Genomic DNA, 24826 nt, shown 5'->3' on the forward strand with positions numbered 1-24826 from the left:
GGACCGCCCGGCGGCGGCCGTATACGGTTGCCGTGGCACGGCCGACGACCCGACGGGTGACCCCGGGCGGGCCGGACCGGGTGTGCTCAGATCGGCGGGAGGGATCCGGGATGCGGCTGGCCGTGGGATGTGCGATGTGGACGCACAAGTCCTGGCAGGGACGGTTCCTGGCGCATCCCCTGCCGGCCGCCGAACGGCTGCGCGGCTACGCCGGTTGGTGCGACGCGGTCGAGGGGAACACCACGTTCTACGCGACCCCGACCAGGGAGACGGTGGCGTCCTGGGCACGCCAGACCGATCCCGACTTCCGGTTCGTGGTCAAGATCCCGAAGCTGATCACGCACGAACACCGGCTCACCGACGTCGACGAGCCGCTCCGGGCCTTCCTGGACGCGGTCGAGCCGCTCGGCCCCCGGGCACACGCGCTCTGGATCCAGTTGCCGGGCTCCTTCGCCCCCGGCGACGTCGCGGTGCTCGCCCGATTCCTGCGCCGGCTGCCCGACTCGCACCGCTACGCCGTCGAGGTCCGCGACCCGGCGTTCTTCACCGACCCGGGCGCGACGCGGCTGCTCGAAGGGATACTCGCCGACGCCGCCGCCGAGTGGATCCCGTTCGACACCACCGCGTTCTTCCAGAGCCCGCCGACCAGCGACGCGGAACGGGACGCCTGGACCAAGAAGCCCCGGATGCCGCTCCGGACGGTCGCGCTGACCGACCGGCCGATCGTCCGGTACCTCGGGCGCGACGATCCGGACCGGACCGTGCGGGGTTGGCGGCACTGGGTCGACGTCACCGTCGACTGGCTGCGCGAGGGCCGCTCGCCGACCGTCTTCGTCCACACCCCGGACAACGCCGACGCGCCGATGCTCGCCCGCCGCTTCCACGACGAGGTACGGGCCCGGGTACCCGGACTCGCCGCGCTGCCGGAACCGACCCCGGCCGAACCGCTGACCCTCTTCTGACCCGCGCGGCGCGACCCCTGCCGGGGCGGCGGTCGGTCAGCGGACCCGGATCCACTCGCTGGGACCGTTGCCGAAGAGTCGCATCGTGTCGCCGGTGCAGATGTATTCGGTCGGTTCCAGCAGCAGCGACAGCGGAATGCTGGCGTTGCGGCTGCTGCCCCGGTAGAGCACGATCGTCCCCTTGGCCCGTACGCCGCTGACGTACTCCACGCCGTTGCGGTGGTAGACGTTGGCCGACGCGGTACCCCGGGTCCGCTCCCGCCACCGCACACCCTTGTAGGTCGCGGTCTCGTCCGTGGTCTTGTTGAAGTCCAGCGTCACCCTGCCGTCCGCCGCGTAGGTCTGTATGGTGCCGGCACCGCCGCTGAACTGGACGGTCTGGTTGTCGATCTTCTTGTCCGACTGGCCGCCGAGGCTGCGCCAGGTGCCGACCATGCAGGCGTCCACCCCGGCGGCGGTCACCGTCGGCGTCGCGGACGGCCGGGGCGACGCGCTGCCGCCGGGCGTCGCGGAGGCGCTGGACCCGGCGGCACCGGTCAACTCCGCACCCCGGTTCGGCTCGCCGTCCCCGGCGACGGCGGCGGCTACGGTGGCGGCGGCCAGTACGGCGGCGACCGCCCCGGCCGCACCCGCGACCCGGACCCGCCGGGACCGGGACAGCGCCGGCCACCCGCCGAACCGCCCGCCGGGGGCAGCCGCGCCGGTGCCGACCGTCGCGGGCTCGGCGGCCGGCAGCGGCACCGTCACCCCGACCGCGGCCGGACCGCCGGAGCCGGCCGGGACCCGCAGGCTGCCCTCGGCGACCACCAGTTCCGGCTGCTCCACGACGCTGGGGGCGATGTCCAGGGCCCGGTGCAGCGCGGTCGCCACCGCCGGCATCCGGCTGGACCCGCCGGAGAGGAAGACCGCCGCGACCGCCGACCTCCCGTCGTCGAGCCGGTCGAGCAGGGCACGGGTGGTCGCCACGGTACGCGCGACGACCGGGGCGGCCAGCTCCTCCAGCTCCTCGCGGCCGAGCGGCATGTCCACATCGAAGAGCGGTACGTGCACCAGCGTCGTGGTGCTCCGGGTCAGCATCTCCTTGCCGGCCCGGGCGTTGGCCCAGAGCTGCTGGCTGGCCCGCCGGTCGGAGGTGCTCTCCGGGCTGGTCAGCCGGGTCCACAGCGACTCGTCCCGGCTGCCGATCGTGGCACCGATCCGCTGCACGATCGCGGCATCGACGTCGAGCCCGCCACAGTCGGCCAGTCCCTCGGTGGCCAGCACCTCGAACCCGTCGCCGGTACGGCGTACCACGGTGACGTCGAAGGTGCCGGCGCCGAAGTCGTAGACCACCGCGTAGCGCCCGACCGGCAGCTCCCGGCCGGCCACCTCGACGAAGAAGTTGGCGGCGGCGACCGGCTCGGCGACCAGGCGTACGGTCGGCAGCACCCGGTTCGCCGCGGCCAGCAGGGTGCCCCGGCGGTGCGTACCCCAGGCGGCCGGACAGGTCAGCACCGCCTCGGTGACCGGTTCGGCGGTGATCAGGCGTACCTCGCTGGCCACCCGGCGCAGCGGTGCGGCGAACAGCTCCTCGACCGACATCTCCCGGCCGCCGAGCAGCACGGTGCCCTCGTCGACGCAGCGCTTCGGATAGGGCTCGTAGGACTGTGGCAGCGAGAGCGCGGTGTGCAGGGCGTCCTGGCCGACCAGCAGCCGCTCGCCGGTGTCGGCACAGACCGCCGAGCGCAGCAGCGGCGAGCCGTCGAAGAGCAGGGGCCGGGGTTCCCGGCCCGGCAGCGCCAGCACCGCGACCGTGTTGTAGGTGCCGAAGTCGATGCCGAGTCTCGCGCCCACGCCACGCACAGCCATCACGGTACGGGAGCCGCGCCCCCGCACGCTCGCCCGTTCGGCGCTTCCTCGCCCCGGCGACGACGCCGGCCCGACCGGAGGCCGGCGGGACCCGGTGGGGGAGAAGGCCGGTCGTCGGCGGCCGCTCAGAGCCAGCCGTTGTCGACGGCGATCCGGTACGCCTCCGCCCGGCTGCCGGCGCCGAGCTTGCCGACCACGGCGGCCAGGTGGTTGCGTACCGTGCCCTGCGACAGGGAGGTGCGCCGGGCCACTGCCGAGACGGGCGCGTCCGCGCCGGCCAGCCGGAGCACCTCCAGTTCGCGCGGGGTCAGCGGGCACTCGGGTGCGATCAGCGCCTCCGCCGCGAGCGCCGGGTCGACGTACCGTGCCCCGGCGTGCACCCGCCGGACGACGTCGGCCAGCGCGCCGCCGGGGGCGCCTTTGGCCAGGAAGCCCCGGGCGCCGGTGCCCAGTGCCCGGCGCAGGTGCGCGGGCCGGCCGCGACCGGTGAGGATCACCACCGCGCAGGACGGCAGGGCCCGGGCCAGTTCGGCGGCGACACCCATCCCGTCCAGCGCCGGCATCTCCAGGTCGACCACCGCGACGTCCGGCCGGTGCGCCAACGCCGCCTGTACCGCCGCCCGGCCGTCGGCGGCCTGCGCCACCACCTCCAGGTCGGGCTCCAGGTCGAGCAGGGCGGCGACGGCGACCCGGATCAGTTCCTCGTCGTCGGCGAGCAGTACCCGGATCACGGCCGGTCCACCCTGGCCGGTCCCGGTACGCCCGGCTCACCCGGCACGTTCACCGCCGCCGTCGTGCCCACCGCCGCTGCTGTCACGCCCACCACCGTCGCTCTCCTCCCCGCCACCGTCAACTCCCGTCCGTGCACCCGGAACCCGTGGCCGCACCGCCGCCGACCGTGTTCCCGGATCGCCCCCGTCGGTCACCGCCGGGGCGGGCGCGACGGTCACCGCCGGGGCGGGCACGACGGCCTCGACCGTGAAGACCCCGTCGCGGTGCTCGGTCCGGAGCATCCCGTCGGCGTCGGCGAGCCGGTCGGCGAGACCGCGCAGTCCCGAGCTGTGCCGGTCCGGCGCGGCCGGCCCCGCCCCGTCGTTGGCGACGGTCAGCCGGAACCGGTCGCCGTCCCGACCGACCTCGATGGTGCACCAGGTGGCCCGGCTGTGCCGCAGCAGGTTGGTACTCGCCTCGCGCAGTACCGGCGCCAGGTGGGCGGCGACCTGTTCCGGTACGTCTCCATCCGGCTGGACGACCGCGCAGCGTACGCCGGAGGAGCGCAGTACCTCGGCGGTGGCCACCAGTTGTTCCCGCAGGTCGACCGCGCGGTAGCCGTGCACCGCCTCGCGTACCTCGGCCAGGGCCGCGACGGCCAGCCGCTGCACCTCGGCGGCCTCCCGCCCGGCCCGTTCCGGGTCGACCGACGCGAGTCGGGACGCGAGTTCCGCCTTGAGCGCGATCACCGAGAGGTGGTGTCCGAGCAGGTCGTGCACGTCCCGGGCAAACCGGAGCCGCTCCTGGGTGGCGGCCAGCCGGGCCTGGGCGGCCCGGCCCCGCTGCGCCTGCACCAGCAGGTCCCAGAACCACACCTGGAACCAGCCGATCGCCGCGACGGAGAGCCCGATGCCGCCGGTGATCAGGAGGTGGTCCGACAGCTCGCCTCCGGTCCACCGGGCCACCACGACCGCGACGCCGACGGTCGCCGCCACGACCAGGGTCGCGGTACGACGGCCGAGCAGCAGCGGCGCGGTACCGACGATGGAGGCGCCGAGCCAGGCCCAGGTGGGCCAGTCGCCGCCGGCCACCGGGGCGACCAGCGGTACGGCGGCGACGGCGGTTCCGGCGTACCCGGCCAGTGCCCGGCGCCGGGCCGAGGCGGTCAGCCAGGGTGTGAGCAGGACGTACAGCGCGACGATCTGGGCGGTGGCGACGGCGACGATGCCGACCGAGCCGAGCGCTATCCAGACCGGATCCGACTCGCGGGCCAGCCCGACCCCGGGCATCATCAGCGCGGTCAGCAGCGTGCTGAGCAGCGCGACCAGGGTGGCGATCCGGGGCCGGCGCAGCCGGGGATCACGCCCGGGTGGATCGAGAGGGCTGGCCATCCGGCCGATGCTATGTCCCCGGGGCGGTCGATGCCGACTGCCCGGAGCCCGGTCCCGGGCCGGCCGAACCCGGTGCGCCGGGCGATTCGGCGAATCGCGTGCTAGCTCACTTGTAGAGAAACGGGTCGCGAGGGTTGCGCCGTCGGCGCCGCCTCATCAGGCGACGTACGGCGGATAGGAGCGACCTCAACGCGCTCGGCCAAACCATTTTCCCCCCGAGGGGTGCGGCGGGGACCCGGTGGGTGGGATCGCTAACATCCCCGCCGAAAAATATCGCCTCGGATCGTTCTCGGCAACAACCTGGACCGGTCGACCCCGCCGACTCCTCGGGGTTGCGCTCCCCGCTCCTGGCTCGGCAGGTACGCCGTGGGAGCGCGTCCATTTGATCATGCTGGACCCCTTGACGATTGTCGTTCCATCGTATTGAGTCGATATCGATCCGAACGGGCAATGCACCCGACGACGGGAAAGGCAGGGGGTGGCATGTCCGTGTCCCGGTTTGCTTTGACATGCCCCGGAGGATTTCTCCGGACCAATGGCGATCAAATAGTTGACGGCGACGGACGGCCGGTTATCTGGCGGGGGATTGGCCTCGCCGGTTGGCTCAACTTCGAGAACTGGATGACCGGTTTCCCGGCGTACGAGCAGGGCATGCGGGCCGCCGTGCGGGACGTGCTCGGGCCGGAGCGGGCGGCGTTCTTCTTCGACCGCTTCCTGGAACACTTCTTCACCGCCGACGACGCCCGGTTCATCGCCGGGCTGGGATGCAACGTCGTCCGGATCCCGGTCAACTACCGGCACCTGGAGGACGACCGGCGACCGTTCGAGATCGTGGAGTCCGGCTTCCACCACCTGGACCGGGCCATCGAACTGCTCGCCGCGTGCGGGGTACGCACCATCATCGACCTGCACGCGCTGCCCGGCTGGCAGAACCAGGACTGGCACAGCGACAACCCCACCCACGTCGCCCAGTTCTGGCAGCACCCGCACTTCCAGGACCGGGTCGTGCACCTCTGGCGCGCGATCGCCGGCCGCTACCGGGACGAGCCGTGGGTCGCCGCGTACAACCCGGTCAACGAGCCGGCCGACCCGAGCGGAGAGGTGATCGGGCCGTACTCGCGCCGGCTGGTCGAGGCGATCCGCGAGGTCGACCCGGAGCACATCGTGATCCTGGAGGGCAACCGCTACTCCAACGACTTCGACGTCTACGGCGAACCGCTGCCCAACGTCATCTACTCGCACCACGACTACGCGCCGCCCGGCTACGTACCGGACGGCCGCTACCCCGGAGTGGCCCACCTGACCCACGTCTGGGAGTCACCGGACGGCATCGGCTACGAGCACGGCATCCTGCTGCCCGACCAGTCCCGCGACCAGTACTTCGACGCGAGCGTGCTGGAGCGGACCTACCTCAAGCGCAGCGAGTACATGCTCCGTACCGGCACCCCGGTCTACGTCGGCGAGTTCAACGCGGTCTTCACCGGCGACGCCGAGCAGGACCGGATGCGGCTGGACCTGCTCGCCGACCAGTTCGAGATCTACACCCGGCACCGGGCCAACTGGGCGTTCTGGCCCTACAAGGACATCGGGATCGCGGCCCCGTTGACCGTCGACCCGGACAGCCCGTGGATGCGCCGGCTCCGGCCGGTGCTGGAGAAGAAGGCCCGGCTCGGCGTCGACCTCTGGGGCGGCCGGCACGACCACATCCAGCAGGTGATGCGACCGCTCAGGGAACTCTTCGCCCGGGAGTTCCCCGACTATCTGCCGTTCCCGTTCGGCAGCGAGTTCCTGATCGGCCGGCTGGTGCCGCAGATCCTCTTCGCCGAGGCGCTGCTGCCGGAGTTCGGCGAGCTGTTCCGGGGGATGGGCGAGACGGCGATCGACGACATGATGCGCTCGTTCCGGTTCGACCAGTGCCGGCAGCGCGAGCCGCTGGTCGAGCTGCTGCGCCGGGCCTGCGCCCAGCAAGCGCCGGTGTGAGGCGATGTCGTCGACCTCCGGGGCTCCGGCCCTGGCCCGCCCCCGCGACCTGCCCAGGCCGGCGGCGTACCCGCCCGGGCGCAAGGACGCGCTCCGGGTGAACCTGATCGACACCTTCGAGCTGCGGATGCGGCGCGACCTGTGGCGGCCCGGCGACACCACGCTGCTGCGCACACTCGGCGGCGCGCGTCGGATCCTCGCGGTCTGCGACCGGCCGGAGCAGGGCCGCCGGCTCGACGCCTACCTCGGATACTGGCGGGAACGCGGTGCGCTCGACCAGCACCGGACGGTCGAGGCCGCCGACCTCGCCGCACCGGACGACCCCGATCCGGTACGCGCGGTGGTGCGGGCCGCCGTCGCCACCGGACTCGGCCGGCGGGACGCCTTCGTCTGCCTCGCCGGCCCGTCGACGACCGCGGCCACCGTGCTGGCCGCCGCCATGTACCGCCGGTACGCCCACGCGGTCCGGGTGCACGACGACCTGCCGTCGCTGCTCGCCTCCCTGCACTGGAGCGCCCGGGTGGTGGCCGGCGAGCCCGCACTCGCCGCCGAGACGCGCGATCCCGTACTCCTGGTCGACGTGGACACCCTGCTCGCCGACCCCACCCCGGTACGCCCCGAGGAGGAGGCGGCGATCCGGCACCTCGTCGGCTACGACGACGTACTCGCCGGCCAGCTCGACCGGGTCGCGGAGCCGGCCCTGATCCGGCAGGCGGCCCTGGACGCGGTGGCCCGGCTGCTGCACCGACACGGCCCCGGCGACGAGCGGATCTGGCCGGCACCCCCACCGGCGGCCGCCGCGCCTGCGGTGCTCTCGGCGCCCGCCACCACCGGACCGGGGTGGCGGCCGTCGGTGCCGGCGCCGGTGCGGGCGCACCGGATCCGGGAGCTGGGCTATCCGGTCACCTTCACCGCCGGGGTCCTCGCCCCGGACAACGCGGTGCTCTCCGCCCACCTGCCGGCCGGCGCCCGGGTGCTGGCGGTGGTGGACGACTACTCGCCGACCGTCACCGCCGCCGTCCGGGACGGGCTCGCCCGGCGCTGCCGGCAGGGTCGGCTCGCCGGCTACACCGTGCTGCCGGTACGCAGCTCGCCCCGGGGCAAGACCTTCGACGCCGCCGGGCGACTGCTGCGCCGGGTACGCGAACTGGGCCTCGGGCCCGCCGACCGGATTCTCGCGGTCGGCGGCGGCACCGTGCTCGACCTGGTCGGCTACGTCGCCGCCTGCCATCCCGGCGGTACCCCCTACCTGCGCGTCCCGACCACCCTGGTCGGACTGGTCGACGCGGGCGTCGGGCTGAAGGTCGGCGTCGACCTCGACGGCCGGAAGAACCTGCTCGGCGCCTACCACCCGCCGCTGGCCTGCCTCTGCGACGCCGGGTTCCTGACGACCCTGCCGGAGCCCGAGTTCCGGTGCGGACTGGCCGAGATCGTCAAGATCGCCCTGGTCCGGGACGCCCGCCTCTTCGCCCTGGTCGAGCAGCACCACGCCGGGCTGCGCGACCCCGCCACCGCCCCGGTGCTCGACGAGGTGCTCCGGCGCGCGGTCGCCGCGATGCTGGTCGAACTGGAGGAGAACCCCTGGGAGCGGCGGCTGCGCCGGCTGGCCGACTTCGGCCACGAGTTCGGGCACGTCCTGGAGGAACGCTCCGGCTACCGGCTCCGGCACGGCGAGGCGGTGGCGGTCGGGATGGCGCTCTCCTGCCGGCTGGGCGTGGCCGCGGGGCGGCTGCCGGAACGCCTCGCCGACCGTGCCGAGACGCTGCTGCGCCGGATCGGGCTGCCGACGTACGACGACTGCTGTGACGCCGCCGAACTGTGGCGGGCGCTGCACACCCACGTACTGCCGCACAAGGGCGGCGAACTGCATCTGGCCGTACCGGTCGGGATCGGGGTCGGCGGATTCGTCGACTCGATCGAGGAAATCGGCGCGGCTGACCTGGACCGGGCCTGGTCGGCGCTGCGCCACCGGGCCGGTACCCCGGTCCGGACCACCGGGGGCGGTGGTGAGCCGGTGCTGCCGGCCCGGGCGTGGAGCACTTCGTGACCGGAGGCACCGGACAGGACGGGCAGGCGCGGGTGACGGGGCAGCAGCGGCAGCCGGCCGGGACAGCCGGCACCGGCCGGGACGACGCACCCGGCGCCGCCACCACGGCGGGGAGCGGGCCGGACGGGTGGCCCGAGGCGGCGGCGGAGCGGGGCGTGGTGGTCGACGTCGGCGGCACCTGGACCCGGTTGGCGCTGGCCGAGCGGGGACGGCTGGTCGGCGAGGTCGTGCGGTTCGCCACCCCGACCCGGCGGGACCGGCCGGACCTCCCGCTGGCCGTCGTCCGGGACAACCTGCTGGACCGGATCGCCGCCGAGGCCGACCGGCTGCACCGGGCCGCCGAGCCCGCCGGCCGGCGCGAGGTCGGGGTCGCCTTCGGCGCGGTGGTCACCGCCGAGGGGGTGGTCCGGGACGCCAGCGTGCTCTGGCAGGCGCGATCGGCCGGCTACGACGTACGGGCCGCGCTGCGGGCCCGGCTGCCGTGGGCCCGGGTCACCGTACTCAACGACGTCGCCGCGGCGGCCTGGCACTACCGGCGGCTCGGCCGGTTCGCCCTGCTCACCGTCAGCACCGGCGTGGCGGTCAAGGTCTTCGACGACCGGCTGCCCGGCACCGCCAAGGTGCTCGCCGACCCGGCCGGGCTGGGCGGGGAGATCGGGCACGTGCCGGTGGAGCCGAGCCGGCTCGACGCGGTGCCCGGTGGACCGGCCGCCGCCGCCCGGCTCGGCCGGGCCGCCGCCGCCGGAGACCGGGCCGCCCGCGAGGAACTGGCCACCCTGGGCCTGCCGTGGTGCGACTGCGGTGCGGTGGCCGACCTCTGCGCGTACAGCTCCGGGCCGGCGGTGGTGCGGGCGGCGGCCCGGCGCGCCCGGCAGGATCCGGCCGACTTCGCCGGTTCGGTACTGCACCGGCTGGTCGGCGGCGACCCGGACCGGATCGACGCCGGGGCGCTCGCCGAGGCCGCCCGGGCCGGCGACGCGTTCGTCACCGACCTGATACAGGCGGCGACCCGGCACCTCGCGGTGGCGCTGTTGCAGGTCTGCGCCCAGCTCGGGCTCTGCCGCGTGGTGGTGGTCGGCGGCTTCGCGCACGGCGTCGGCGCACCCTGGTTCGCCGCCCTGCGCGGATGGTTGGCGCAGCTCTGCGTCGACGCCGGCTGGTTCGCCGGCTGGACGGCCGCCGAGCGGGACGGGCTGCTGCACGTCCCCGACGACGCGCGGTCGGCCACCCTGGCCGGGATGGCCGGCTACCTCGCCGCGCGGCAGGCCGAGATCCGCGAGGTGGTCAAGCCGGTCGGCGAGTCGCGGCTGCTCCTGACCACCGGCCGCCGGCCGCGCTGCGGCCGCGAGCAACTGCTGCTCCGACCGAGGTACGCCGGCCTCTGCGGCACCGACCTGGAGATCCTGCGCGGCGAACGGGGCCTGGAACCGGGGGTACTCGGACACGAGTGCGTGGCCGAGGTGGTCGAGGTGGGTACGGCGGTCCCCGGCCCGCGCCCCGGCGACCTGGTGACGCTCAACCCCAACCACCCGACCGACGACTACCTCAAGCTCGGCCACAACCTGCCCGGGGTGTTCCGGGACCTCCTCGTCAGCGACCTGGGTGCGCTGGCCCAGGGGCAGCTCGTCGAGGTGCCCCCGGGCTGCGGCCCGGAGTGGGTGCTGCTGGAACCGCTGGCGGCGGTACTGCGGGCACACCGGGCCCTCGCCGGGGACTGGGCCGGCCGGGACGTCCTCGTCGTCGGTGCCGGCGTACTCGGCCTGCTGCACGTCGCGGTCGCCCGCGCCCGTGGCGCCCGTACCGTGACCGTCGCCGGCCGGAGCGACCGCAGGCTGCACGCCGCCGTCCACCGTGGACTGCCGGCCCCGGACGCGGTGCTGCCGCTCGGGCCGGGACTCGCCGCCGGGGTACGGTCGGCCACCGGCGGCCGGGGCGCCGAGCTGGCCGTGCTGGCGGTGGCCGGTGACAGCGGGCCGGCAGCCGCCGAACTCACCTGGCCGGCGCTGGCCGACGGGGCCGGCCTGCACCTCTTCGGCGGCTTCCGGGCCGGCCGGCCGCTCCGGGTCGGCGACGGCGCGGCCCTGGACCCGGGACCGGTGCGGGCCGGTGAGCGCCGGATCGTGACCAACCCGGCCGGTGGCCGGTGCACCGTGGTCGGCACCCGGGGCGGGCGCGCCGACGACTTCGCCGCCGCCCGTGAACTGCTCACCGAGGGTGGCGCCGCCCCGGCCGGGCTCGACCTGGCGCCGCTGGTCAGCCACCTCGTCTCGCTGCCCGCGCTGCCGGGCGTGGCGACCGAACTCCTCGACCACGGTACGGTCGGCGGCGGCGCGCCACTGCGGGTCGTGGTCGACTTCCGGCTCGACGGCACGGTGGTCTCCCCGGTGCCGGCCCGACGGGGTACGCCGTGACCGGGCGGCACTGGGCGGTCGAGCCGAGCGGCGCCGAACTCTGGGCGTACGTGCGGGCGGCCGCCAGCGGCGAACGGCACGGTCCGGCCGGTACGGTCGCCGCGCTCGCCAGCCTCGCCGGGGTGCCCCGACTCGGCTGGGTACACCCGCCGGCCTGGCCGAGGGTCTCCCGGCTCACCGCCGAGCGGGGCGGCGGTACGCTGCTGCGCGGCTGTCGGCGGGCGGTCTTCGTCGGCACCGGCGGCTGGGCCTTCGGGCTGCGGGCGATCGCCGAGGCGGTGCCGGGGCAGTCCGCGATCCGGGTACTGGACTCGCTCGACCCGGAGACGGTGCGCCGGACGCTGCACGAGTGGCCGGGGCGGGGCGCCGTCGCCGGGTTCGCGGTCAGCGCCTCCGGGCGTACCCGGGAGACCCGGCTGCTGGCCGCCACCCTCGCGCTGGCCCGGCACCGGACCGGCGGGGCGGCCCCGGCCTGGCTCTGCGAGCGCGGCGGGACCCTGTCGGTGGGCGGCGGGCCCGACCAGGTGGCCCTCTACCACGCCCCGCTCTCGGTGCCGGCGCTGCTCGCCGCCCGGATGCTGAGCTGGCCGCACTTCGACGACGCCTACCGGGCGTTCGCCGGCGCGGCCCGGACGATCGGCGAGTGGGCCGGCGAGGAGTCGGGCCGGCTGCCGGCGACCGGCCGGCCCCGGGTGCTGTTCCGGCTGCCGCCCGGCGCCGGCCCGGGGCTGCGGCTCTGGACCCTCCAGGCGGCCCGGCAGGGCTGGGGCGGCAAGTCCGAACTGTTCCGGCCGTGGCCGGACGTGGCGGCCGGGCCGGCCCCCGGTGCGGTACTGGTCGACGTCGCGGCGGGCATCTCCGGGCTGCGCCGGCCCGGTGGACCGGCCGGCGCGGTCGCCGCCGCGATGGCCGCCTGCTACGCGGTCGCCGCCCTGGTCGCCTGCGTCGCGGTACGGCACGGGCTGCGGTTCGCCACCCATGACGCGGTGGACCACTACAAGCGGCTGCTCCCGGTGGCCCCGACCGCCGCCGACCGGCCCACCGGGGCCGACCCGGTCGCCGGTACCGACGAACTCGCCCGGGTACTCGCCGGCTGGCTGGCCCGTCGGCCCGACCTCACCGCCGTGCACGTCGTCGGCTACGGCGCCGGCCCGGCCGGCGCGGTCGGTGCGGAGCGGCTGGCGCAGCGGCTCGGCCGCCCCGTCGAGGTGCACGAGGGCAGCGGCTGGAACCACCACTCCTACCAACTGGTCTGGCACACCCGCTCGGTCGGGGTGGCGGTGCTGATCGACCCGGACCGGCCGGTCGGGACCGGCGACCCGGCCCTGGACGGCGCGCTGGCGGCCCAACGGCACACCCTGGACGCGATCGCCGCAGCCACGCACCGTTCGCTGGCGCCGCGCAGCCTGCTGCTGCACTGGCGCGGTGGACCGGAGCCGGTCCGATGACGTTCCGGATCGGCATCGTCGGCGCCGGCTTCCTGACCCGCCGGGCGCTGCTGCCGGCGATCGCCGCCGCCGACGACCTGCGGCTGGTCGCCGTACTCGACAACGACGAGGCGGCGCTGCGGGCGGTCGCCGCCGAGGTGCCGGGGATCTGGTCCGGTACGGACGTGCGGGACTTCCTGCGTACGCCGCTGGACGGGGTGCACGTGGCCACGCCCAACCGGCGGCACGCCGAGTACGCCTGCCGGGCGCTGGCCCGGGGCGTCCCGACCCTGGTGGAGAAGCCGCTCGCCGACACCGTCGCCGGAGGACAGTGGATCCTGCGCGCCGCGACGGCCTCCGGCGCACCGGCGATGGTCGGCTACATGTCCCGGTACAACGCCTACAACCGGGCGGTGGTCGAGCTGGTCCGCTCCGGGTGGCTCGGCGCGCCCCGGTCGATCGCCGCCTGCCACCTCGGGCACCGGCAGGGGGACTGGCGCAACCGGCGGGCGGAGAGCGGTCTCGGCTGCCTCGGCGACCTGGCGATCTATCCGTTGCTGACCGCGGCCGACATCTTCGACGCCGCCCCGACCGCCTGCCGGGCCACCGGCTATCCCGCCGGTGACCGGGAGCAGACCGAGATCTTCGTCGAGGCGACGGTGTGGTTCGGCGAGGAGCGGCGGCTCCAGGTCGAGTCCTCCTTCACCGAGCCACCGGAGACCGGCGTCTCGCGCTACACGGTCGTCTGCGAGCGGGGCCTGCTGGTGGTCCGGAACTCGTGGGCGATGGACTCCGGCGGCTCGGTGCTGGTCTGCGACGAGCGGGGACGGCGCTGGCTGCGCCCCGAACCGGTGGATCCGTACCTCGCCCAGTACCGGGCGTTCGCGGCCAGCGCGGCGGGGCAGCCGGTGCCGGTCGAGGTGGGTGTCACCCGCGGACTGCGGGACCTGCGGGTGCTGCACGCACTCGAACGAAGCGTCGCCAACGGCGGAGTGCGGTTGGCGTTGACCGGAGGGCAGAACCCATGAAGCTCGTCCTGCACAGCTACACCTTCCGCCGGTACCCCCTGCGGCACGTCTTCGCGGTCGCCGCCCGGCACGGCTGGGACGGCATCGAACTGGTCCACTTCCACTTCGACCCGTCCCGGGTCGAGAGCGAGGTCGCGGCGGCGGCGGCGCTCGGCCGGCGCTACGGGGTCGGCGTGCACTGCGTCGGCTACACCGGGGACTTCGTCGGCGACGACCGGTCGGCCCGGGCCACCTCGCTGGCCCTGGTCGAGCGGACCATCGACGCCGCCGCGGCCGCCGGGATCGAGATGGTCAACGGCTGGTCCGGGACGCTGGAGCGGGATCCGGACGACTGGCGGGTCAACGGCAGCGCCCTGGCCGAGCAGGCGCACTACGAGCGGGCCGCCGAGGGCTACCGCCGGCTCGGCGACTACGCGGCCCGGCACGGCGTACGGGTGGGGGTGGAGGTGTACCCCGGTTCGGTGCACGACACGGTGGCCGGCACCGCGAAGCTGCTGGCGATGGTGGACCACCCGGCCGTGGTCGCCACCGCCGACCCCGGCAACGCCTACGTGATCAGCGAGGCGGACCGGAATCCCGCCGTGCTCGACCAGCTCGCCGGCCGGCTCGGCTACTTCCACCTGAAGAACCTGCACCCCGACGGCGGGCGGGCCGACTTCAACGTGGACACCGCCGACGGGGTGCTGGACAACTACGCCTGGATCACCAAGGCGGACTCGCTCGGCGTACCGGCGATCTGTGTCGAGTACTGCGGTGACGGTGACCCGCACCCGCCGATCGCCCGGGCCGGCGACTACGTACGCGACTGTCTCGCGCTCCGCGACGACCTCGCCTGCCGGCACGCGGCGGCCGAGGCGGAGGCGGTCGGGGAACTGGCCAGCGGGGCTGCGGCGCTGGCGGGGTCCGGCCGGTGACCGGGGCGCGGCCGCCGGTCCGTCCCGCCGACCGGCCGGTCCGGTGGGGTGTGCTCGGCACCGGCTGGATGGCCGGGCGCTTCGTCGAGGACCTGCTGCGGCTGCCGGACGCCGAGGTGGTGGCGGTCGGCTCGCGTACCGGGGAGGCGGCCGAGCGGTTCGCCACCCGGTACGCGATCCCGCGCGCCCACGGCAGTTGGGCCGGTCTCGCCGCCGACGACCGGGTCGACGTGGTCTACGTGGCGACCCCGCACGCGAGCCACCACGCCGCCACCGCGCTCTGCCTCGACGCCGGCCGGCCGGTGCTCTGCGAGAAGCCGTTCACCCTCAACGCCGGCCAGGCCGTCGACCTGGTGGCCCGGGCCCGCTCCGCCGGCCTCTTCCTGATGGAGGCGATGTGGATGCGCTGCGTACCGGCGATCCGCCGGCTGGTGACCCTGGTCCGGGACGGTGCGGTCGGGGTACCCCGGCTGGTGCAGGCGGACTTCGGTCTGGTGGGGCCGGTCGACCCCGGCCACCGGCTGCGGGATCCGGCGCTCGGCGGCGGTGCCCTGCTGGACCTCGGGGTCTATCCGGTGACCCTGGCCCAGTTGCTGCTCGGTGTGCCGGAGTCGGTCACCGGGGTCGCCACGCTGAGCCCGTACGGCGTCGACGAGACCACCGCGCTGGTGCTGGGCTATCCGGACGGCGCGCTGGCCAGCCTCTCCTGTTCGATCGTCGCCGACACGCCGTGGACGGCGACGGTCTGCGGCAGCGCCGGCCGGATCGAGCTGGACCGGGGGTTCTTCCGGCCCGGCCGGCTGACCCTGCGCCAGGGTGACGCCGAGACCCGGGTCGTCGAGGTGCCCTACCAGGGGGAGGGGTTCGTGCACGAGGCGGTCGAGGTGATGCGCTGCCTGCGGGCCGGGCTGACCGAGAGCCCGCTCGCCACCCTGGCCGACACCGTGGCGGTGCTGCGGATCCTGGACGCCGCCCGGGCCCGGACCGGGGTGCGCTATCCGGCCGACGACGACTGGGCTGATCCGGGCGGTCATCTGCCCGGGACGGACGGCGGGCCGGCCCGGGTCGACGCCCGCCCGGCCGGGCTACGGGAAGAGGACGCGGTTGCGCAGGCTGCCGACGATCCGGCCGCAGCGCATCGCGCACCGGGTCACCCAGACGGCGCGGGCCCGGCGGGAGCGGACCAGGTCGGGCAGGTGGCGCAGTAGCCAGCGCCACTCCCGGGCGGCCGGCCGGACCGAGCGGGGTAGCCCGGCGGCGGCGAAGTCGCGGTAGAGCCGGGGATGGCTGAGGCCGTACGAGTAGTACTGCCGGGCCATCTCCGGGAGCCGGCGACGCAGCCGGTAGTGCACCACCGCGTCCGGCAGCGCCCCGATCGGGTACCCGGCGAGCTGTGCCCGCCAGAAGAAGCTGACCTCGTCCGAGCCGTACCGGTAGGCGGGGTCGAAGCCGCCCAGCTCCTCGAAGACGGCCCGGTGCACCCCGCAGTTGGCGCCGAGGGCGTACGGGAGGAAGTCGAATCCGGACTGGAGCGAGCCGGCCGGCTTCTCCGGGCGGGTGGCGAGCGAGACGTCGTCGTTGAGCAGCCGGCGTTCGACGTGTCCGCCGACGGCGGGGAACTCGGCGAGTCCGCGCACCATCCCGGCCACCCAGCCGGGCGCGACGATGTCGTCCTGGTCGCAGAAGAGCAGCAGCTCGCCCCGGCTCACCCGGCAGCCCTCGTTGCGGGCGTAGCTGGTGCCAGCCCGGGCGTCCGCCCGGTGCAGCCGGAGCCCGGGCAGCCGGTCGGCGAAGGCGGCGACGAGTTCCGGCGTACCGTCGGTGGAGCCGTTGTCGACCACGACGAGTTCCCAGCGTCCGGGGTAGGTCTGCCGGGCCAGCGCCGCGAGCTGGGCGCCGATCGTCGCCGCGCCGTTGCGGGCCGGCATGATCACCGAGACCAGCCCCGGCCCGGTCCGGGCCGGCGGATCGGCCGCCGTCTCCGCCGCCGCCGAGGTCGTCGCCTGTACGGTCGTCGCTTGTACGGTCATCGCCGGCTCCGTCCGGTGTGTGGGAAGCGCAGTCGCTCGTCACCGCCGAGCCAGTGCGCCATCGCGGCGGCGAAGTGCTGGTGCCCCTCCCGGAGCGGGTGGTCCCAGTCGCCGAACGGCACCCGGCCGAAGACCATCTCCCGGAAGGTCTGCTCCGGCTTGGGCGGCAACGCTCCGAAGACCAGGTCGGCGCGGAGTGCGCGCATCACCGGTACCGCCTCGGCCGGTACCGGGTCGGGCAGGATCTCCCAGGCGAACGCGAACCGGCTCGGCACGCCGCGACCGGTGAGGTGGTGTTCCAGCAGCAGCCAGTCGACGAAGAAGTTGACCGTTTCTCCGGTGGGGTTGAACAGGTGCCGCAGGTACGCCTTCGACGGCTTGTCTCCCTCGGCGGCCTTCCAGTCGGCGACCCGCTGCCAGTGCAGCTCGCCGGGGAGCGCCGGGCGTACCCCGAGGTCGGGGCGGACCGGACCGTCCTCGATCCCGCTGTCGTAGTACTCGTTGCGGCTCAGCGCGGTCCACATGTTGACGAAGAGGATCTGGTCGTAGTCGATCCCGTGCGCCGCCCGGATCGACTCCAGGTGCTGCACGGTGGTGCGGACGGCCCGCCGGTTGGAGCCGCCGTCGCAGGCCAGGTTGACCACGTCGATCCCGAGCCGCCGCCCGAGTACGGCCGGCCAGGCGTCCCGGTCCGGCTCGGCCAGTTCGGCGCCCCGGGCGAAGCTGCAACCGTTGGCCACGAGCAGCCGGATCGTGCTCATGCGGCCGACCTCCCCCGTTCCGTACCCCGCGGACGTACGGCATGGGAACGCTCCCACGCGATGATGGAGGTAAATATATCCAGTACCGCCGGGGTGGGCAACGAGGCTTGGACGTCATTCGGGAGGGTCGGATGTCCAGGGGTCTCGCCAGCGCCGGGGTTGACCCGACCGCAGCGACCGAAATCTCGTTGTGGACACCGCAAAGCGCCAGGTGGCAGGTAAGGCTACGCAGAACGCTGCATCTGATGGTCTTGCACGGCGGTGCCCGCATATGGGCAGAAAAGACGGGTTAGATGCGATATTGTCGCGTTGTCGTGTCGCGGACCACGAGTTCACCATGTCGTTGAGGCAGTCACTGCCGGGCGCATCTCGGTAGAGCCCTGGCTCCTCGGGTCTCGTCCGTTCGTACAGCGGTTGGAGGTGAATATGGTACGCCGGCCAAGGGTCAGCTGTGGTGCCTTCCTCGAGGAGGGACGGGCTGTCGACTTCCGCCTCTCCGTGGTCCTCTTGCTGGTCCTGATCGTCGTCGCACTCCGGGGCGATTCCGGGCTCGCTGACGTTGTCGCGGTCCTGGGGGCTTACGCAGCTCTCTACCAGTGCGTCTGTCACGTGTCGGCATCGTCGCGTCCCGCGTCGCGGCCTAACGCATCCTGAAACTCGGAACGGTCGGCCTCGCCTGGGGCCGACCGTTCCAGGACGAGACCACTTGGAAAGTCGAGGATTGACTTGAAGGCAATAACCGGCTCCGCCCCACACTGGGTTCGGAGCACGAAGAGTATCGAGGGGAACTGCATCGAAGTGGCGGTTACGTCAGGGGGCGTCCTTGTGCGTGACTCGAAGGACGAACAGGGACCCACGCTCTATTTCCGACGAGGGATGTGGCAGGGGTTCATCGGCGGGGTCCGAGCCGGCGGAACCGCCACCTAGACGTCGGTCATTCCGGCCCAGGTCTGCTCCAGGAACGCACCGAGTTGGTCCGCCGGTGCCGCGACGTCCTCGAGCATGAGGAAGATCTCGAGGAGACGTCTGGTGTCGTCGAGCGAATCGCGGATCACGCTGCCGCCGTGGCTGTTCTCCAGGTGCACCAAGTCGTCGTCGCCGGGGCCGGGGAACTCCAGGTAGACGAAGGGCGTGCCCATCCCGATGTATTCGCCGACGTTGAACGGCACGATCCGCAGGGTGACGTTGGGCCGCTCCGCCACTGTCCGGAGTCGATCGAACTGGCGCCGCATCAGTCTCCGAGAACGCCCGACTCTGCGGTGTAACGCAGCCTCATCGATGATGAACGAGAACTTGCGTTCGAGGCGGTCCAGCGACTCTTGGCGCTCCAGTCGGACCTGTACCATGCGTTCCGCCGCCGAATCCGGCGCCGGGAGTCCCCGGGCACCGCAGATGACCGCCGTAGCGTACTCCTCCGTCTGCAGCAGGCCGGGTATCACGCTGGACTCGTAGGTGCGTAGGACAGACGCGGTAGCCTCGAGCCCCAGGTAGTTGATGAAGGACCGGGGGAGGATGTCCCGATACGGTGTGAGTAGTTGTCGGCGGCTCATCCGGGCCAATTTGACAAGTGCGTCGACCTCGGTCTCGTCAGTCACGCCGTAGTGACTGAGAAGTGCCTTCAGGTCGTTTGTGGAGATTCCCGTTTCGCCATTCTCGATCCTTACGAACTTCGAAACTGACCAGTCGAGAGCCACCGCCACCTCTTTCTGGGTGAGCCCGGCCTGGGATCGGGCTGTCCGGAGCACTGACCGTAGGCGCCGAGCCTGGACGGCTGGATCTTCGCTCTCGTCCACGATCGTGTTCCTCCTGTCGCGACCGCGAGAATTCGGGGAAGAAAACCATAAAGTACGCCGACGCGTAGGGTATACACATCAATCGATCATATTCATCTGTTGCGCGATCCGGTGACCCTGTCACGGTCCTGATCCAGCTGCGGGTGCCCGCGCCCCCCGATACGTTGGCCATCGGTCCTGGCGGAACCCGTCGATAGAGTTCGTGCGGGCCAGGACGTCGAGCAGGGAGCGGGCGAGTCATGACATTGCTGACGCGTAGGGCGCTGAACCGGGCAACCCTGCACCGTCAGCTCCTGCTGGCCCGCTCGGACCGGCGGCCGGCCGAGCTGCTGGAGCACCTGGTCGGCATGCAGGCCCAGACCCCGCACACCTGGTACGTCGGCTTCTGGAGCCGACTGCGCGACTGCCGCCCCGAGGCGGTGGCAGAGCTGCTGACCACCCGGGAGGCGGTCCGGATCGCGCTGATGCGCTCGACCATCCACCTGGTCACCGCCACCGACGCGCTGGCGCTGCGGCCCCTGCTGCAACCCGTGATCGAGCGCGGCACGGCGCACACCTACGGGCGGCGGCTGGCCGGCCTGTCCCGGGACGAGGTCGTCGCCGCTGGTCGCGAACTGCTCGACGAGCGGCCGCTGACCTTCGGGCAGCTCGGCTCGGCACTGGGGCGGCGGTGGCCGGACCGCGATCCGGCCGCGCTCGCGCAGGCGGTCCGGGCCTGGGTGCCGCTGGTCCAGGTGCCGCCCCGGGGTGTCTGGGGGCGCAGCGGACTCGCCGCGCACCAGAGCGTCGAGCGCTGGCTCGGCGCCACGCCACCCCGGGAGGACTCCGTCGAGGAGCTGGTCCTGCGCTACCTGGCCGCCTTCGGCCCGGCCAGCGTGCGCGACGTGCAGGTCTGGTCCGGGCTGACCCGGCTCGCCGAGGTGCTGGAGCGGCTGCGCCCGAGCCTGGTCACCTTCCGCGACGACAGCGGTACCGAGCTGTTCGACCTGCCCGACGCCGTACGCCCGGACCCGGACGTTCCAGCGCCGCCCCGGTTCCTCTACGACTTCGACAACCTGCTGCTCTCGTACGCCGACCGGTCCCGGGTGCTCACCGACGAGTTCCGGGCCCGGTCGGCCGTCCGCAACGGCCAACTGCCCCGGGGCGTCCTGCTCGACGGCGTCACCGCTGGCATCTGGACGACCGCCATCGAGCGGGACAGCGCTCTGCTCACCGTCGAGCCGTTCGTCCGGCTCTCCGCTCCGGACGCCGAGGCGCTGACCGTCGAGGGGGTGGGCCTGCTCCGCTTCCTGGCTGGCCCGGAGCGCCGGCCCGAGGTCAGGATCGTGGCCCCGAGCTGACCGGCTCGGCGGGGCGCGGCCGGTCCGGACGGGGCCGGACCGCTCCGGCGGCCAGCGCGACGAAGAGCGCGAGCAGGGCGGGGATCGTCAGGGCGCGGGGCAGCCCGGAGAGTTCGGCGACGCCGCCGATCACCACCGGCCCGACCAGGAAGCCCAGGTAGCCGAGGCCGGCGACCCGGGCCAGTGCCCGACCGGCCTGGCTCGGGTCCCGGTTGCCGGCAGCCGAGAAGACCTGCGGTGCGATGCAGGACAGCCCGGCACCGAGGCAGCCGAATCCGAGCAACCCGGCGACCGGGTGGTCGAGCACGAGCGCGCCGCCGAGCCCGACCGCGGCGAGGAGCCCACAGCCGCGTACCAGGACGACCGGGCCCAGGGCGGCGGCCAGCCGGTCGCCGACGAGCCGGCCGGCGGTCATCATGATCGAGAAGGCCGCGAACGCGGCGGCGGCGAAGCCGGGGCCGCTGCCCAGGTTGTCGCGCAGATACACGGTGCTCCAGTCGGCGGCGGCGCCCTCGCCGACCAGGCAACAGAACGCCAGTACGCCGAGGAACAGCACCCCCGACGGCTCCCGCCGCTCCCCGGCCGGCCGGGCGTCGACCCGCTCCACGGGTTCGTTCTCGGCGGAGGTGTCGGCGGTGGGCGCGGCGGTCGGCGGTGTCCCGGCCCGGCCGGGGCGGGGCAGGGCCCAGCGGGCGCCCCAGGTGGCGAGACCGAGCGCGACCAGCGCGGTCGTCCACAACGTGGCGACGACGCTGGCGTCGGCGCGGGCGAAGAGCCCACCGAGCGCCGCACCGAGGAAACCGCCGATGCTGTAGACCGCGTGGCACGACGAGAGCATCGGGCGACCCCGCGCGCGCTCCACCTCGACCGCGTTGGCGTTCATCGCGATGTTGAGGGTGCCGTGCACCGTGCCGAAGACGAAGAGCGCCAGGGTCAGCGTGCCGAGGTTGCCGGCGTAGCCGGGCAGCAGCAGGCAGCCGCCCTCGGCGAAGGCCACCGGCACCATCACCCGGACGCTGCCGTACCGGTCGACCAGGCGCCCGGTGAGCTGCATGCCGGTGATGGCGCCGGCGGCGAGCCCGAGCAGGCCCACGCTGAGCCGGCCGTCGCTGAGTCCCAGGTCCTCCTTGACCGCCGGGATCCGGGACGTCCAGGTGCCGATGGCCATCCCGAAGAGCAGGAAGAGCAGCGACACCGCGACCCGGCCACGGCGCAGCGCGGCGGGGTCGTCGAGGGACGGCGGCACGTCACCCCCAGCGGACACGTCGCCCCAGCGGCGAACTGGAAAGGATCTCAGCCAACACCCGTCAGGCGCGCTCGGCAAGCCCCTGCTGCGCGGCCCGGCTCCGGACGAACGACTCGATCCCGTCCAGCACCCGTTGCAACCCGAACTCGAACGACCGGGCCGGGTCGGCCGGGGCGTCGTGCTCGGCACCGGCCGCCGCGCCGACCCGGGCCGCCAGGGGATAGCGCTCGGGGTCGAAGACCTGCTCCAGCAGGGGCGCGAAGCGCTCCCACCACTCCTGGACGGTCATCCCGGTGCGCCGCTGCATCTGGGCGGCCTCCACGGCGCCGCGTACCGCGCCGTGCACATAGTCGGAGACGAGGCCGACCAGGAGGTCCATCTCGATGTCGGTCAGGCCGAGCCCGGCGACGGCGGTGAGTTCCCGGTCGTACTTTGCCACCGAGTTGGGGCCGAGCACCGGAAGGCTGGTCGCGACCTGGAGCAGCCAGGGGTGCCGGCGGTAGCGGTCCCAGTTCTCCCGGGCCAGCCGTTCGAGCCGGCTCCGCCAGTCACCCTGGTCGTCGTCGGGCATGGCGGTCCGGGCGTGCACGGTGTCGAGCATCACGTCGAGCAGCTCGGCCTTGCCCGGCACGTACGTGTAGAGGGACATCGCGGTGACCCCGAGTTCGTCGGCGACCCGCCGCATGGAGAGCGCGGCCAGCCCCTCGGCGTCGGCGATCCCGATCGCCGCCTGGACGATCTGGTCCACCGTGAGCTTGGGTTTCGGCCCTCGGCGGGGGCGTTCCGGCCCGCCCCAGAGCAGCTCCATGCTCCGCTTCGGGTCGCCACTGCCGCTGTACTCGGTCGTCACCTCGCCATTCTCCCCGGACTTGAATTCCTTACAGCGTACGCTATAGTTGCGCGTCAACTCTGTACGGCGTACATGGTTTGGGGTGGTCATGCACGACAACGCTCTGGCGATCCGGACCGAGGGGCTGCGCAAGCGGTACGGCGACCGGCTCGCCCTGGACGGACTCGACCTGCACGTCCCCACCGGTACCGTGCACGGCCTGCTCGGGCCGAACGGCGCCGGCAAGACCACGGCGGTACGCATCCTCGCCACCCTGCTCCGGTTCGACGCCGGACGGGCCGAGGTGGCCGGCTACGACGTGGCCCGCCAGCCCGACCAGGTCCGCTACCGGATCGGGCTGGTCGGCCAGCACGCGGCGGTGGACGAGATCCTCTCCGGCCGGCAGAACCTGGCGATGTTCGGCCGGCTCTACCACCTGCCCGGCGCCGTCGCCGACCGTCGGGCTGACGAACTGCTGCACCGGTTCGGCCTGGCCGACACCGGTGACCGGCCGGTCGGTCGATACTCGGGCGGGATGCGACGCCGGCTCGACCTGGCCGCCGGGCTGATCCTCGCCCCGCCGGTGCTCTTCCTCGACGAGCCGACAACCGGGCTGGACCCGCGCGGACGCAACGAGGTCTGGGAGGCGGTACGCGCCCTGGTCGGCGCCGGCACGACCGTGCTGCTCACCACCCAGTACCTCGACGAGGCAGACCAGCTCGCCGATCGGATCTCGGTCGTCGACGCGGGCCGGATCGTCGCCGACGGTACGCCGGACGCCCTGAAGAGCCGGCTCGGCGGCGACCGGATCGACGTACTGCTGCACCGGCTCGACGACCTGCCGGCGGCGGCCACGCTGCTCGGCCGGATCGCCGACGGACCCGTCGAACGCGACGACGACGACCGGCGGATCAGCGCGCCGGTACGGGACCGGATCGGCACCCTCACCGCGCTGGTACGCGGCCTCGACGAGCACGGCATCGCGGCCGAGGACATCGCGCTGCGCCGGCCGACCCTGGACGAGGTCTTCCTGCACCTCACCGGCAGCCGGTCCGGCACCGGACCCGATCCGCTCCACACCGGACCCGACGGGCGGGTCGACGACGAGCGGCGGAAGGTGGCACCTTGACCACGACGACGATGATCCCGTCCCCGCCCCGGCACGCCCGGCACCGGCTGCGCTGGGCGGTCGCGGACGGTTGGACGATCACCCGCCGCGACCTGGCGCACTGGGCCGGGCAACCGGTGCAGGTCGTGCTCGGACTGCTCTTCCCGATCATGGTGGTACTGATGTTCGGCTACCTGTTCGGCGGCGGCATGGTGCTGCCGGGCGGTGGCGACTACCGGGAGTTCCTGATGCCGGGCATGTTCGCGATGACCATGCTCTTCGGCATCGAGTCCACCTACACCGCGGTCGCCACCGACGCCTCCCGGGGGATCACCGACCGTTTCCGGGCGATGCCGATGGCCCGCTCGGCGGTGGTGGTCGGCCGCTGCGTAGCCGACCTGCTCAACGCCGCCCTCGGCCTGGCGGTGATGGTCGGCTGCGGACTGGCGGTCGGCTGGCGCTGGCACGGTGGTCCGGGCGCCGCGCTGGCCGCCTTCGGACTGCTCCTGCTGCTCCGGTTCGCGGTGCTCTGGGCCGGCATCTACCTCGCGCTGCTGTTGCGCAACCCGGAGGCCGTGGTCGCGATGCAGATCCTGGTCTGGCCGGTGCTGTTCCTCTCCAACGCACTCGTCTCGCCGGAGACCATGCCGGGCTGGCTCGGGACGGTGGCGGAGGCGAACCCGCTCTCGGCGACGATCTCCGCCACCCGGGAACTCTTCGCCAACCCGGGCTGGGGCAGTGACTCCTGGACCGGTCGGCACGCCGTCGCGCTGGCGCTGGGCTGGCCGGTACTGCTGACGGCGATCTTCCTGCCGCTCTCGGTACGTCGCTACCGGCGGCTCGACCACTGACCGTGGCCCGCCGGCCGTACGGTCCGCCGCTCGCGGGCGTACGGCCGGCCGGGCCGGGGTTGGGGTAGCCGGTCAGGGGTATCCGGCAGCGGACGGTCGAGCCACGGCGAGATCGCAAACCGCCGTCACCCGGCGGCAGGTGCCGGAAA

At 73.8% G+C, this 24826-nt stretch carries 19 protein-coding genes and 1 pseudogene; 12 read left to right on the plus strand and 8 right to left on the minus strand.

Annotated elements, in window-relative coordinates; all coding sequences use genetic code 11:
- The first annotated feature begins 134 nt into the window (after nt 1–134).
- On the plus strand, nt 135–962 hold the full coding sequence (locus tag V1634_RS01650; RefSeq protein WP_331206106.1) for a DUF72 domain-containing protein: 828 nt from the start codon (nt 135–137) through the stop codon (nt 960–962).
- A gap of 36 nt (nt 963–998) precedes the next feature.
- Here the strand turns inward: V1634_RS01650 and V1634_RS01655 are convergent, their stop codons facing one another.
- The 3 genes from V1634_RS01655 to V1634_RS01665 form a co-directional block, all read right to left on the minus strand.
- On the minus strand, nt 999–2804 hold the full coding sequence (locus V1634_RS01655) for an Hsp70 family protein (RefSeq protein WP_331205918.1): 1806 nt from the start codon (nt 2802–2804) through the stop codon (nt 999–1001).
- Between the two features lie 131 nt (nt 2805–2935).
- Nucleotides 2936–3541, minus strand: coding sequence for a response regulator transcription factor (locus tag V1634_RS01660; RefSeq protein WP_331205919.1), 606 nt, complete (start codon nt 3539–3541; stop codon nt 2936–2938).
- Nucleotides 3542–3577: 36 nt separating this feature from the next.
- Nucleotides 3578–4912: a sensor histidine kinase gene (locus tag V1634_RS01665; protein ID WP_331205920.1), complete on the minus strand. Its 1335-nt coding sequence runs from the start codon at nt 4910–4912 to the stop codon at nt 3578–3580.
- Nucleotides 4913–5533: 621 nt separating this feature from the next.
- On the opposite strand from V1634_RS01665, the gene V1634_RS01670 reads away from it, so the two are divergent.
- The 7 genes and pseudogenes from V1634_RS01670 to V1634_RS01700 form a co-directional block, all read left to right on the plus strand.
- Entirely contained in the window at nt 5534–6892 is a 1359-nt protein-coding gene (locus V1634_RS01670; RefSeq protein WP_331205921.1) for a glycoside hydrolase family 5 protein, read from the plus strand.
- A 4-nt stretch (nt 6893–6896) separates the two neighbouring features.
- Nucleotides 6897–8939 carry a 3-dehydroquinate synthase family protein gene (locus V1634_RS01675; RefSeq protein ID WP_331205922.1) on the plus strand — a complete coding sequence of 681 codons (2043 nt, stop codon included), beginning with the start codon at nt 6897–6899 and terminating at the stop codon, nt 8937–8939.
- Nucleotides 8936–11350: an ROK family protein gene (locus V1634_RS01680; protein WP_331205923.1), complete on the plus strand. Its 2415-nt coding sequence runs from the start codon at nt 8936–8938 to the stop codon at nt 11348–11350. The genes V1634_RS01675 and V1634_RS01680 overlap by 4 nt, the downstream gene beginning before the upstream one ends.
- Nucleotides 11347–12798: a hypothetical protein gene (locus V1634_RS01685; RefSeq protein ID WP_331205924.1), complete on the plus strand. Its 1452-nt coding sequence runs from the start codon at nt 11347–11349 to the stop codon at nt 12796–12798. Before V1634_RS01680 ends, V1634_RS01685 begins: the two co-directional genes overlap by 4 nt.
- On the plus strand, nt 12795–13805 hold the full coding sequence (locus tag V1634_RS01690; protein WP_331205925.1) for a Gfo/Idh/MocA family protein: 1011 nt from the start codon (nt 12795–12797) through the stop codon (nt 13803–13805). The genes V1634_RS01685 and V1634_RS01690 overlap by 4 nt, the downstream gene beginning before the upstream one ends.
- Complete coding sequence (locus V1634_RS01695) at nt 13802–14719, plus strand: sugar phosphate isomerase/epimerase family protein (protein ID WP_331205926.1); 918 nt, start codon at nt 13802–13804, stop codon at nt 14717–14719. The genes V1634_RS01690 and V1634_RS01695 overlap by 4 nt, the downstream gene beginning before the upstream one ends.
- Nucleotides 14716–15717 (plus strand): annotated as a pseudogene (locus V1634_RS01700) (Gfo/Idh/MocA family protein); the annotation flags it as partial. The gene V1634_RS01695 and the pseudogene V1634_RS01700, both read left to right, overlap by 4 nt.
- 87 nt (nt 15718–15804) lie before the next feature.
- Here the strand turns inward: V1634_RS01700 and V1634_RS01705 are convergent.
- On the minus strand, nt 15805–16749 hold the full coding sequence (locus V1634_RS01705) for a glycosyltransferase family 2 protein (protein ID WP_331205927.1): 945 nt from the start codon (nt 16747–16749) through the stop codon (nt 15805–15807).
- Nucleotides 16746–17510: a DUF6071 family protein gene (locus V1634_RS01710; RefSeq protein WP_331205928.1), complete on the minus strand. Its 765-nt coding sequence runs from the start codon at nt 17508–17510 to the stop codon at nt 16746–16748. The genes V1634_RS01705 and V1634_RS01710 overlap by 4 nt, the downstream gene beginning before the upstream one ends.
- A gap of 726 nt (nt 17511–18236) precedes the next feature.
- On the opposite strand from V1634_RS01710, the gene V1634_RS01715 reads away from it, so the two are divergent.
- The gene (locus tag V1634_RS01715; protein WP_407951690.1) at nt 18237–18437 is read left to right on the plus strand and encodes a DUF397 domain-containing protein; all 201 of its coding nucleotides are present in this window, start codon (nt 18237–18239) and stop codon (nt 18435–18437) included.
- Here V1634_RS01715 and V1634_RS01720 read toward each other — a convergent pair.
- Nucleotides 18434–19303: a helix-turn-helix domain-containing protein gene (locus V1634_RS01720; RefSeq protein WP_331205929.1), complete on the minus strand. Its 870-nt coding sequence runs from the start codon at nt 19301–19303 to the stop codon at nt 18434–18436. The genes V1634_RS01715 and V1634_RS01720 overlap by 4 nt on opposite strands.
- A gap of 239 nt (nt 19304–19542) precedes the next feature.
- Here V1634_RS01720 and V1634_RS01725 point away from each other — a divergent pair, with 239 nt between their 5' ends.
- Nucleotides 19543–20643, plus strand: a complete 1101-nt coding sequence (locus V1634_RS01725; RefSeq protein WP_331205930.1) for a winged helix DNA-binding domain-containing protein — start codon at nt 19543–19545, stop codon at nt 20641–20643.
- On the opposite strand, the gene V1634_RS01730 is transcribed toward V1634_RS01725, so the two are convergent.
- Nucleotides 20621–21907, minus strand: a complete 1287-nt coding sequence (locus V1634_RS01730; protein ID WP_331205931.1) for an MFS transporter — start codon at nt 21905–21907, stop codon at nt 20621–20623. The genes V1634_RS01725 and V1634_RS01730 overlap by 23 nt on opposite strands.
- A gap of 43 nt (nt 21908–21950) precedes the next feature.
- On the minus strand, nt 21951–22739 hold the full coding sequence (locus tag V1634_RS01735) for a TetR/AcrR family transcriptional regulator (RefSeq protein ID WP_331205932.1): 789 nt from the start codon (nt 22737–22739) through the stop codon (nt 21951–21953).
- An 88-nt stretch (nt 22740–22827) separates the two neighbouring features.
- Between V1634_RS01735 and V1634_RS01740 the strand changes: the two genes are divergently transcribed.
- Nucleotides 22828–23847: an ATP-binding cassette domain-containing protein gene (locus V1634_RS01740; protein WP_331205933.1), complete on the plus strand. Its 1020-nt coding sequence runs from the start codon at nt 22828–22830 to the stop codon at nt 23845–23847.
- A complete protein-coding gene (locus V1634_RS01745; protein ID WP_407951691.1) occupies nt 23844–24677 on the plus strand; it encodes an ABC transporter permease in 834 nt (277 codons plus the stop codon). The genes V1634_RS01740 and V1634_RS01745 overlap by 4 nt, the downstream gene beginning before the upstream one ends.
- The last annotated feature ends 149 nt before the right edge of the window (nt 24678–24826 follow it).

Source organism: Plantactinospora veratri, assembly GCF_036421995.1.
Taxonomy (GTDB): domain Bacteria; phylum Actinomycetota; class Actinomycetes; order Mycobacteriales; family Micromonosporaceae; genus Plantactinospora; species Plantactinospora veratri.